At 38.5% G+C, this 12,385-nt stretch carries 10 protein-coding genes; all 10 read right to left on the reverse strand.

Annotation, left to right across the window (positions count from 1 at the left end):
- Position 1: 1 nt before the first annotated feature.
- Positions 2 to 2,407 carry a 3-hydroxyacyl-CoA dehydrogenase/enoyl-CoA hydratase family protein gene (locus SJY44_RS09685; RefSeq protein ID WP_396589560.1) on the reverse strand — a complete coding sequence of 802 codons (2,406 nt, stop codon included), beginning with the start codon at positions 2,405 to 2,407 and terminating at the stop codon, positions 2 to 4.
- Positions 2,408 to 2,420: 13 nt separating this feature from the next.
- A complete protein-coding gene (locus tag SJY44_RS09690; protein WP_396589561.1) occupies positions 2,421 to 2,870 on the reverse strand; it encodes a MarR family winged helix-turn-helix transcriptional regulator in 450 nt (149 codons plus the stop codon).
- Positions 2,871 to 3,008: 138 nt separating this feature from the next.
- Complete coding sequence (locus SJY44_RS09695) at positions 3,009 to 4,781, reverse strand: AMP-dependent synthetase/ligase (RefSeq protein WP_396589562.1); 1,773 nt, start codon at positions 4,779 to 4,781, stop codon at positions 3,009 to 3,011.
- 100 nt (positions 4,782 to 4,881) lie between these two features.
- Positions 4,882 to 5,238, reverse strand: a complete 357-nt coding sequence (locus tag SJY44_RS09700) for a DUF4406 domain-containing protein (protein WP_396589563.1) — start codon at positions 5,236 to 5,238, stop codon at positions 4,882 to 4,884.
- 70 nt (positions 5,239 to 5,308) lie between these two features.
- A complete protein-coding gene (locus SJY44_RS09705) occupies positions 5,309 to 5,881 on the reverse strand; it encodes a Crp/Fnr family transcriptional regulator (protein WP_298925272.1) in 573 nt (190 codons plus the stop codon).
- 11 nt (positions 5,882 to 5,892) lie between these two features.
- A complete protein-coding gene (locus SJY44_RS09710; protein WP_298925275.1) occupies positions 5,893 to 6,348 on the reverse strand; it encodes a GNAT family N-acetyltransferase in 456 nt (151 codons plus the stop codon).
- A gap of 2 nt (positions 6,349 to 6,350) precedes the next feature.
- Complete coding sequence (locus tag SJY44_RS09715) at positions 6,351 to 7,007, reverse strand: DUF664 domain-containing protein (protein WP_298925278.1); 657 nt, start codon at positions 7,005 to 7,007, stop codon at positions 6,351 to 6,353.
- A 30-nt stretch (positions 7,008 to 7,037) separates the two neighbouring features.
- Positions 7,038 to 10,784, reverse strand: a complete 3,747-nt coding sequence (gene purL, locus SJY44_RS09720) for a phosphoribosylformylglycinamidine synthase (protein ID WP_396589564.1) — start codon at positions 10,782 to 10,784, stop codon at positions 7,038 to 7,040.
- A 149-nt stretch (positions 10,785 to 10,933) separates the two neighbouring features.
- Positions 10,934 to 11,443, reverse strand: a complete 510-nt coding sequence (locus tag SJY44_RS09725) for a DinB family protein (protein WP_396589565.1) — start codon at positions 11,441 to 11,443, stop codon at positions 10,934 to 10,936.
- Between the two features lie 117 nt (positions 11,444 to 11,560).
- A complete protein-coding gene (locus tag SJY44_RS09730; protein WP_396589566.1) occupies positions 11,561 to 12,322 on the reverse strand; it encodes an SDR family NAD(P)-dependent oxidoreductase in 762 nt (253 codons plus the stop codon).
- Positions 12,323 to 12,385 lie beyond the last annotated feature (63 nt).

Genomic DNA, 12,385 nt, shown 5'->3' on the forward strand with positions numbered 1-12,385 from the left:
TCTAATTTCTTAAAGGTTTACCTGTTTTCAACATATGTTGTATCCTTTCAAGTGTTTTTCTCTCTGTACAAAGGGAAAGAAATGCCTCACGCTCTATATCTAAAAGATATTGTTCAGAAACATAACTGGCTTCGGATAGATCTCCACCCGCCATTACATAGGCCAATTTATTGGCAATTTTTCTATCATGTTCTGAAATGTAATGTCCAGCTTCCATAGCATCCGTTCCAACCAAAAACATCCCCAAAGCCTGTTTTCCAAGAACCTTTACATCTTTTCTTTTGGGAGGTTGTGTATACCCAGCTTCTGCCATTAGCTTGGCATGGGCTTTGGCCGTGGCAATTTGTCGGTCTTTGTTTACAACCACTACATCTTTTCCTTTTTGAAGAATTCCTAAATCGAAAGCTTCATATGCTGATGTGGAAACTTTTGCCATACCAATGGTTAAGAAATATTCTTGAAGGACATTTAACTCAACATCATTTTTTCTAAAAGTATCAGATGCTCTAAGTGCCATTTCTTTGGAACCACCACCACCTGGGATAACCCCAACACCGAACTCTACTAACCCTATATAGGTCTCTGCTGCCGCAACTACTTTGTCAGCATGCATGGAAAGTTCACAACCACCGCCTAAACACATGCCATGTGGCGCGGAAATGGTAGGAATGGATGAATATCGCATTCGCATCATGGTGTCTTGGAACATCTTTATGGCCATATTCAGCTCATCATATTCTTGTTCCACTGCCATCATGAAAATCATACCTATATTGGCACCAACGGAAAAATTAGCCGCTTGATTACCAACAACCAAGCCCTGAAAATCTTTTTCGGCAATGTCAATAGCTTTATTTAATCCAGCCAAAACATCACCACCTATGGTATTCATTTTGGATTGAAATTCCAGATTTAGAATTCCATCACCTAAATCTTCTATAACTACGCCGCTATTTTTAAAGACTTCATTAGATTTTCTTATATTATCAAGTATGATAAACGAATCTTGTCCCGGAATTTTTTCAACAGCCTTTTTTGGGATATCATAAAAATGAGTGGCACCATCTTTAACTGAATAGAATGCATCAATTTCAGATTCTTTCATTTCAGTAACCCAAGACGCTGCCTCTAAACCTTCTGCCTTAATAAATTCCAGTCCTTTCTCTAATCCTACTGCGTCCCAAATTTGGAAAGGTCCATGTTCCCATCCGAATCCAGCTTTCATTGCATCATCTATCTTATACAGTTCATCAGATATTTCTGGAATCCTGTGTGATACATATGCAAACAGTGCTCCAAAACTTTTTCTATAAAACTCTCCGGCCTTATCTTTTCCTGAGGTTAATATTGGAAAACGGTCAACAACCTTATCTATAGTTTTGGTCAGTTCCAAAGTGGCAAATTTTGCGCTTTTTTTGGAACGATAATCCATAGTGTCCAAATCCAATGTGAGGATTTCACTTTTGCCATTATCACCTTTTATTTTTTTGTAAAAACCTTGGCCTGATTTGCTCCCCAACCATTTGTTTTTCATCATGGTATTGATGAAATCTGGCAATTGGAAAAGCGCTATCCGCTCATCATCTTTACAGTTCTCGTGAATTCCATTTGCCACATGAACTAAAGTATCCAAGCCCACAACATCCACAGTACGGAACGTAGCAGATTTAGGTCTGCCAATTACTGGGCCGGTAAGTTTATCAACTTCTTCCACAGTCATGCCCAAATCCTTAACAGTATGGAACAAGCTTTGAATACTGAAGATGCCTATTCTGTTTCCTATGAAGGCAGGTGTATCTTTGGCAACAACAGAAGTTTTCCCTAAATATTGTTCACCATAGCCGTTCAAAAAGGCTAATACTTCTAGAGACGTCTCAGGGCCAGGAATAATTTCAAAAAGTTTTAGATATCTGGCAGGATTGAAGAAATGTGTTCCACAGAAGTGTTCTTTAAAATCGTCACTTCTTCCTTCATTCATAAATTTTATGGGAATACCTGAAGTATTCGATGTAATCAACGTGCCAGGCTTCCGATATTTTTCCAAGTTCTCAAAAACTTGTTTTTTGATGTCCAATCGCTCTACAACTACTTCTATGATCCAATCAACTTCATTAACTTTTGAAATGTCATCTTCAAGATTCCCCGTGGTAATTCTATTGGCGAACTTTTGATGGTAGATAGGGGAGGGTTTTGATTTTAATGCTGTAATCAAAGAGTCATTGACCAATCGGTTGCGAACGGCCTTATCTTCCAAGGTTAATTTCTTTGCTTTTTCTTTCTCGTTAAGCTCTCTTGGAACGATATCGAGCAATAAGACTTCAACTCCAATATTAGCAAAATGGCAGGCTATTCCACTTCCCATGATACCAGAACCGATAACGGCAACTTTATTGATATGCCTTTTCATTTATAAACTTAGATTAATTAACAGTAGTTTTTATGTAGACTTTCTTATCCAGAATAAGTCTATTGATTATGTCCGCGGTTTTGAAAAATCCTAACAAATCGTCATCAGATACATGTTCGCGCACCACTTCGTTAAAACGCAATACCACATCTTTGGAATCTCTCCGTTTCTCTAACCCTAAAGCGGTTAAATGAATCAAAACACCTCTACCATCTTTTGGATTCGGCTTACGTTGAATATATCCTTTCTCTTCAATGCTTTTTAGAATTCTTGACAGACTAGTTGCCTCCATACCCATTTTTGGGCCCAGTGCTGTGCTCGGAGTACCTTTTTTTGGGTCAATACTTAGTAGCGTAAAACCAATGGCCATGGTAAGTCCATAATTTCTAGCTTCTTCGTTATACATTTTGATAACAGCTTGCCACGTGGCCCTTAAAGCATAGTCTACGGTTAAATCTTTCATAGAAGAGGTTTGGTAATGTCAAATATAGGAAAATTTATTATGCATGCATAATAAATTTAATAAATTAATTATTGCATTCAAAACAAAAGCCCACTATTGAAGTAGGCTTGTTTTTTTAAAAGTTGAACAGGCTTTTTATTAATACCCGTAGATACTATTATACAACTCCAGATACTTTTCTTTTACAATTTTTCTGCGCAACTTCATGGTAGGAGTAAGGTGTCCATCGTCTACACTCCAAACATCTGGAGTCAACCTAAACTGTTTTACTTTTTCCCACTTCGCAAATTCTTCATTTGCCAAATCTACTTCTTCTTGTATTCTGGAGATTACTCGCTCATTTAAAATAATGTCGGAGTTTTCACCAAAGGTGATTTTGTGGCGTTCGGCCCATTCGTATAAAAATTCAAAATTTGGTTGAATTAAGGCAGCTGGCATTTTTTCCCCTTCGCCCACTACCATGATCTGCTCAATAAAACGGGATTGTTTAAAACGATTTTCAAGCAATTGAGGTGCTACATATTTACCTCCTGAGGTTTTGAACATTTCTTTCTTACGGTCTGTGATTTTTAAAAACCCGTCTGCATCTACTTCGCCAATATCACCCGTATGAAAGTAACCGTCAATAATTACTTCTGCTGTTTTTTCAGGATCTTTATAATAACCCAGCATTACCTGCGGACCTTTTATACAGATTTCACCATCTTCAGCAATTTTAACCTCAGTTCTGTCTATTGGAATTCCTACGGTACCAATTCTAAAACCATTGCCCCGCATATCATTTACAGAAACAACAGGTGAGGTTTCCGTTAGACCATAACCCTCCATAACACCCATTTCCGCAGCATTAAAAATTCTGGCCAACCTTGGTTGTAACGCTGCACTTCCTGAAGCTATTAGTGCAAGGTTGCCGCCTAATCCTTCTTTCCATTTGCTAAAAATCAGTTTTCTGGCCAATGCCAGTTTCTTTTCGTACCACCAACCATTTTTTCCATAAGGCTCATATTTTAGACCCACTTCTACGGCCCAAAAGAAAAGATTCTTTTTTATACCGCCTAGTGCTGCACCTTTGGCAATAATTTTATCATATACTTTTTCCAACAATCGAGGGACAGCTGTCATTACATGTGGAGCTGTTTCCTTAAGATTGTCACTTATAGTTTCTAGGGATTCCGCATAATAGATTGTCACTCCTCTAAATTGGTACAGATATATAAGCATGCGCTCGTAAACGTGACAGAGCGGAAGAAAACTCAATGATTTAGTTTCACCATCCACAATTGGGAATCGTTTTGAGCTTTCTATGGCATTGCTCACAAGGTTATCATGGGACAACATGACTCCTTTTGGTCTTCCCGTTGTTCCAGAGGTGTAAATTAAAGTAGCCAAATCTCCTGGCTGCACATTAGCTTTTAGTCTTTCTACCTCGTCTTGATTGGAGTTATCCGTTCCCAATTCTAATACCTCTTTCCAGTTTTTACAATTGGATAGACCATCAAAAGAGTAGACATCCTTTAATTTTTTTAGCCTTGGGGTAACCTCCAATACTTTTTCCAAAACTTCATTACAAGAAACAAAACAATATTTGGCTTCTGAATGGTTTAATACGTATTCGTAATCTGATGCAGAAATAGTTGGATATATAGGTACGTTTTGAGCACCTATCTGCAGGATGCCAATATCCATAATATTCCATTCTGTTCTATTGTTCATAGAAATTACGGCAATCTTATCATTGGGTTTTACTCCCAATTTTAAAAGCGCCCTACTAATGGTATTGGCTTGATCAATATAGTCCTTTGTTGAAGTAGCAACCCATTTACCATCATATTTGGTAACAAGTGATTTTTCAAGGGGGAATTTTTCCAATTGATAATATGGAAAATCAAAAAGTCTGGTAACTGTTTGCATAGTAAGTTTCTGTAAAGTAATTGCAAAATAGCAAATCAGGCCCACACTAAGAAATGGAATTCTTAATTAGAGATTTAAAATGTTAAAGAATTAGTAAATTTTATAATGTAGGAGAAATTTCATCAAGTGAATAATAGACTTTCAATCCATTTGCTCTGGCTACTTTAACATCATTATCTGCCCCTTTTGATTCTCCTTCCAATCTCAAAACGGCATCACATTTCAATAACATTCTATGAGCGGCCGGATATTGAATTTCTTGCCAGACATCATCACCAGGCTCTTTTGCACCTGCCAACTTCAATAATGGCAATGCCAACCATTCTCCAATAATGGGCATATGACCCATTCTAAAAAGAGGTAGTGCAGCTGATTCTAGATGTTCAAGATTTTTTTTCATGAGTTTTGGGTCATTGTTGGTACCACTCCGGTACGGCCCAGCAATTAAGATCATCATGGTCATTAGTTTTTGTAAAGGAACCTATTAACTAAATCAGAAAAAATAAAATAGTTTAAGAAATTGAATATTATTTGCCATTGCGAACCATACTAAGGAATTCTGGGGTAATGCCTAAATACGAAGCAATTTGTTTTTGGTTGAGCTGTGATGCTATTGAAGGGTATTTTTCCATGAAGATGTCATACTTCTTTTTAGCCGTAAGGGATAGATTTTCCAGCCCCCTCTGTTGTTCACGGATGTAAGCATTTTGCATCAAAATCCTAAAAAACCTTTCAAATTTTGGGATTTCCAGTAGTAAACGCTCAAAATTGACTTTACTCAATAAAAACACCATAGATGGTTCCAGTGCCTCTATGCTAAGCATACTTTTCTTTTTCTTGGTAAATGCAAACATATCAGTAACCCACCAGTCTTTTATAGCAAACATAATGGTTGTTTCCTTACCTTCTTCACTTAGAAAATAAGCGCGAAGTATACCATTGTTCACAAAGGAAATACCATCGCAGAAAGCACCTTGCTCTAACAAAACCTGCCCCTTACCCAATCTTTTTTCAGTTAAATAAGAAGTGAACAATTCTATTTCTTTGGAGTTGAGCTGTATGTGCTTTGATACATTATGAAGTATGGGTTCAAAACTCATAACTCCTGTGTTTAGACTAGATGTAGTTTCATTCCCTCATGCGAAGCTACAAATCCGAGTGTTTTATAAAACTCCAAAGCGTCAGGTCTCTTTTTATCGGTAGTCAGTTGCACTACATGAGCGCCTTTCAACTTTGATCGCTCAATGGCCCATTGAAATAAAATTTTGCCAATTCCTTTTCCACGATAATTTTCATGCACACGAACAGCTTCAATTTGGGCTCTAATACCTCCTTGGTAGGTTAAATACTGAATAAAGCTTAGTTGTAATGTTCCAATGACCTTTCCAGACTCGTCTTCAATTACCACCAATTCCTGATTTGGATCATGGTCTATATTATCAAAAGCTTTAAGGTATTTTTCCGGTAGAGGCAATTTATAATCCTCACGTAATTTGCCCAATTTATCATTGGCAATCATTTGCACAATTACGGAAACATCTTCTTTTTTCGCTTTTCGAATCTGCAAGGTTACGAAGTAATTCTAGATTTAATAAACTTAAACTGTCCATTGTGATTGGACTCGTGCTCACAAACATGAAACCATTTACAGTAATTATTGGTAGGGCCCCAGGGAAATTCATTGTCGACGGCCATGAGCCAATCATCATCACGCTTGGCAAATTCTGATAAGGTGAATTCTCTAACCTTGGTCATTTCTTCCAAATAATAATCCAAAGGTTTTCCTTTGATTTCTTTTCTTGCTTTTTCACCTAAACCTGATGCCACGGACCATTTATCTGAATCTTCTTTTGACCAATCGCCCCAGGTTTTGCCTTCAAACGTATGAATTTGATAAAAGCGTTCGGTAGCAGCCAAATGCATTAACATGGCACCAATACTATTGGCATCATCATCTACCAAATAGTCCAAGTCGGATACGCTCATATCCTGCACTGGTCTTAAGATCACATATCGCATCCAATTCATCATAGAAACCAAAGTTCCTAGCTGAGGAGTATAGCCCTCCTTAGGTCCAAAGATGTTTAAATCGCTATCCTTGGTAAAACTTGGTAATGGTTTTAGATGCGGTGCTGCTATTAGGCCGGTTGTTCCGAGTGCCCCCATCGTTAACAAAGAAGACTTTTTAATGAAGCTTCTTCTGTTTACTCCTTGTTGATTTTCCATAATTATTGGTGGTCGATTAGAATCTGTAAATTACGAATTCTTTTCAACCCACTTTTTTGCATTCACAAAAGCCTCTAACCATGGTGAAACAACATCATTTCTATCTTTCGGATAATGTGCCCAGTTCCATGGGAAGGTGGAACGTTCAATATGTGGCATGGTCACCAAATGCCTTCCAGTATTATCACATAACATGGCAGTGTTATAATCACTTCCGTTTGGATTTGTGGGGTATCCTTTATATCCGTATTTGGCAACGATACTATAGTTTTCTTCTGAAAGGGGAAGATTAAATTTTCCTTCACCGTGAGAAATCCACACCCCTAGAGTGGTGCCTGCCAATGAAGAGAGCATAACAGAGTTGTTTTCTTGAATTTTTACAGAAGTGAAGTTGCTCTCATGCTTTCCGGAAGCATTATAGGTCATTTTTGAAAGCTTTTCATGTTCTGGATTGATCATATCCAATTCTAAAAACAATTGACATCCATTACAAATTCCTACGGATATCGTATCTGGTCTAGCAAAGAAATCTTTTAGTGCCTTATTGGCCTTTTCGTTGTACTTGAAGGCACCTGCCCAACCTTTTGCACTCCCAAGTACATCAGAATTGGAAAAACCGCCTACGGCACCAATAAATTGAATGTCTTCCAGTGTTTCCCTACCCGAAATTAAATCGGTCATGTGAACATCCTTTACATCAAACCCCGCCAAATACATGGCATTTGCCATTTCACGTTCAGAATTACTTCCTTTTTCACGTAAAATAGCTGCTTTTGGCCGCCCACCTTCTAATTGAACTCTAGATGGCAATTCACCAGTAAAGCTTTTGGGAAAATCATAAGCTAAAGGTTGATTTTTATAGTTGTTGTAACGGTCCTTGGCCAATCCATTTGCAGTTTGCTTGTCATCCAGAAGATAAGAGGTTTTAAACCAAGTATCCCGAAGTGATGTCACGTTAAGCCCTATCTCTATTCCATTATTTTTGATGCTCAACATGTCCGTAGAAGCTACGGAACCTATATTTTCAAAGTCAATGCCTGCATCTGAAAGTGTTTTTTCAATGGAGGCGTCTTTGGATTGAAACACGATTCCTGTATTCTCCGAAAACAATAGTTTGATAGTATCCGTTTCTCCTAAGTTTGATAGATCTAGGTTTGCACCCAATTGTGTGTCCGCAAAGCACATTTCCAAAAGGGTAGTAATTAATCCTCCAGAAGCCACATCATGTCCTGCAAGGATTTGACCTTTTTTGATTAGCTCTTGTACCGTATTGAAAACCAGTTTTAGGTAGCCTGAATCTAATACAGAAGGTGTTTCATCACCAATTTCATTAAGAATTTGGCTAAAGGAAGAACCACCTAATTTATATTCGTCTTTTGAAACATTGATATAGTAGATATTTCCGCCATCTTTCTGAAGAACGGGCTCAACAATTTTGGTAATATCGTTGCAGTTTCCGGCTGCAGAAATAATTACAGTTCCTGGGGAAATTACATCACCATCTTTGTATTTCTGTTTCATGGAAAGCGAATCCTTTCCTGTTGGGACATTGATACCCAATTCAATGGAAAATTCAGATACTGCTTTTACCGCTTCATACAATCTGGCATCTTCTCCTTCGTTTTTACAAGGCCACATCCAATTTGCGGACAGAGAAACAGAATGTAAACCATCTTTTAACGGCGCCCAGACCATATTGGTTAAAGCTTCTGCAATACTATTTTTACTTCCGGCAGAAGGGTTTATCAAACCTGAAATAGGGGAGTGCCCAATACTGGTTGCAACGCCTTCTTTTCCTTTAAAGTCCATTGCCATTACACCGCAATTGTTCAATGGCAACTGCAAGGGCCCAGCACATTGTTGTTTGGCTACACGGCCTCCAACACAACGATCGACCTTGTTTGTTAGCCAATCCTTACAGGCAACAGCTTCCAATTGCAATACGTTTTCCAGATAATCATGAAAATTTTCTAAACTATACGAAAGTGCATCATAATCTCTCTTAACGACTATGTCGTCCATTATGGTTTTTGGAGAGCTCCCAAACATATCAGCCAGCTCTAAATCCATTGGTTTTTCACTCGATTTTTGAGACTCAAAAATAAAACGGTGATCCCCGGTTACTTCACCAACATTATAAATAGGTGAACGTTCTCTGGCAGCAATTTTATCCAGTAATTCTAAATCTTTTTCTCCAATTACTAATCCCATTCGTTCTTGGGACTCATTTCCAATAAGTTCTTTTGCAGATAACGTTGGATCCCCAACAGGAAGTTTGTCCGTGTTGATTTTACCTCCGGTTTCCTCCACTAATTCAGATAAACAGTTGAGGTGGCCACCTGCACCATGATCATGTATAGAAACGATGGGATTATCATGACTTTCCACCATTCCTCGAATAGCGTTGGAAGCTCGCTTTTGCATTTCGGGATTGGAACGTTGTACCGCGTTCAACTCAATAGCTGAACTAAATTCTCCCGTATCTGCACTGGATACGGCAGCTCCACCCATACCTATGCGATAATTATCACCACCTAGAATGACTATTCTGTCTCCCTTTTTTGGAATGTCTTTTAAAGCCTGCTCTGCTTTTCCATATCCAATACCTCCGGCAAGCATGATGACTTTATCAAATCCTAATCTTCTGGATGTCACACTGAGCTTGTCGATGTGTGCTTTCCCTTCGCCATCTCCTTCGACAGGTTCAGGATGACCGCTTTGTAAAGCAGTTTCTTGGTGTTCAAAAGTTAATACAGAACCTGCGATTAAAGGCTGTCCAAACTTATTCCCAAAATCTGATGCGCCGTTGGATGCCTTTATCAAAATATCCATAGGAGTCTGATACAACCATTCTCGTTCTTGCATCCCGTTTTCCCAAGGTCTATTCTCTTCCAATCTGGAATAGGACGTCATATACACGGCAGTACCAGCAAGAGGTAAGGAGCCCTTACCTCCAGCTAAACGATCTCTGATTTCGCCACCAGAACCTGTGGCTGCTCCATTAAAAGGTTCTACTGTTGTTGGAAAGTTGTGGGTCTCAGCTTTTATAGACAAAACAGATTCGAATTCATCTTCCTCATAAAAATCTGGCTTATCGGCACTTTTTGGTGCAAACTGAACCACTTTAGGACCTTTTATGAAGGCTACGTTGTCCTTGTAAGCAGAAACGATATCGTTTGGATGCTTTTCTGATGTTTTTTTAATGAGTTTGAAAAGTGATGAGGGCATTTCCTGCCCATCAATAATAAAAGTACCATTGAAAATTTTATGGCGACAGTGTTCTGAATTCACTTGGCTAAAGCCAAAAACCTCAGAGTCTGTCAATTTTCGCCCCAACTTTTGGGAAAGGTTTTCCAAATAGCCTACTTCGTCTTCATTTAGTGCCAAACCTTCTTGCGCATTGTATCCAGCAATATCCTCAATCTCCAAAATTGGTTCTGGAGTTATGCTAATGGTATAGCTATTTTGATCAAGGCCATCATATTTTTGAAGGAGCATGGGATCATAATCGGTATGGGCTTCTTCAACAGCATGGAATTCTTCAATTCTGATGATTCCTTCAATCCCCATATTTTGGGTAATCTCCGTGGCATTGGTACTCCATGGGGTCACCATAGCTGCGCGGGGGCCAACAAAAAAGGCGTCGAGAGACGCCATATTTATCTTAGGTTGGTTGCCGAACAACCATGTTAGTTTTTCAATGTCTTTTGTTGCAATTTCTCGAGCGGTTTGGACTGCGAACACTTTTGTCGCCACATCTCCAAAGAAATGAATCATATCAGCCTAGTTGTTGAACGGATTAAGAAAATGCAAATTTACAAGTTTAGCTCGAATTTTGATCTATAGAATGGGTGAGTTGTTAACTAGGGGTGTTGATAGGTTTGCGCACCATAGTTTAGTGTGATTGTCATTTTAAACTTTGTGCTTTAGGTGTTTTTTATTTCCGTTATTCTTGCTAAATGATGATCGTCATGTTCAGCAACAAATAGAAACAAATCCATTACTCTCATTGGCTTTTCCAGTCGGGGATGTAGAGCTGTTTTATACACCTCTTGGTCAGATAATCCGGATAATTTTTCTAAAGTTGTTCTCCGTAATTCTTCAAACCTGGTTAGCAACTCATCGATATCTTTGGAATTATGTTGTGCGAAATCCGTTTGTTTATTGTCTAAGTCAGTTGGCCTCAAACATTTTTCTTGATTTAATATGTCTTCTGGTCGTCCTTGCCATAATGGCTCCAAATCAATTAGATGACCTATGTTTTCTTTTATGGACCATTTGCCCTTCGGTTTTGCTTCAAGCAGTTCTAATGGAATTTCTTGGATCTTGGAAGTTAAGCGAAGTGTGGTTCCCGTTAATCTTTCAATGATTGATGGAAAAATGTTTTGTTCGAATGAAAAATCAAATTTTCGTTCAAACCAGTTAATTTGTTTCATAATCCATATTCATTTATGAGTTTTTTTATTATCTCTTTAGAAAGTGCGTGAACAAAGGTAGCTAACTCTTGTATTTTGAAAAATAAAAGCCCCGAAAGGGGCTTTAAACAAAGTTTTTTAAACGAACATCCCGCCAGAGGCCTCAATGCGCTGGCCGTTTACCCATTTAGCATCTTCAGTACATAGAAAAGCAACAACACTACCAATATCATCACTTTCCCCAACACGACCTAATGCAGTTAAAGAGGCAATCATATCCACTATTTGTGGGGCTTGCTCAAAACGTTCTTTATTAAAATCGGTATTGATAGCACCAGGTGCCACTGTGTTGGCTTTTATCCTGCGTTCACCTAACTCCTTGGCCAGATAGCGCGTAAATACTTCAATACCTCCTTTCATAACAGCATAGGCGGCATAGCCTGGAAAAGAAAAGCGTGCTAGACCACTGGAGATATTAATGATTCCTCCGTCATCGTTCATAACATCAAATAAGGTTTGGGTTAAGAAATAAACTCCTTTCAAGTGTACATTCAACAGATCATCAAAGCCTTCTTCGGTTGTTTCCGCTATGGAGGCGTTGTATCCAAAACCAGCGTTGTTAATTAAGTAATCAATCTTATTGATGTTCCATTGTTCATCAAGCTCTTGAACCAACCGTTCTTTGAAAATTGGAAAATCATCCACCTTCCTAGTATCCAGTTTCAGTGCTATACCTTTACATCCCAATGCGGCTATTTCCTTTAGGGTGTCCTGTGCTGCCGCTTCATTTGAATTGTAAGTAATCACAACATTCAATCCTTTTTTAGCAATGTTTAAGGCCATGTCTTTACCCAATCCTCGGCTGCCACCTGTTATCAATGCAATTTTTGTAGTATTCATGTGTTTTCAGTTTTAATTTTTGAACACCACAAAGTTCTTTGTTATGGCAAGGATTTATTTGCG

The organism is Allomuricauda sp. R78024, from assembly GCF_044596045.1.
In the GTDB taxonomy this organism is placed as follows: Bacteria; Bacteroidota; Bacteroidia; order Flavobacteriales; family Flavobacteriaceae; genus Flagellimonas.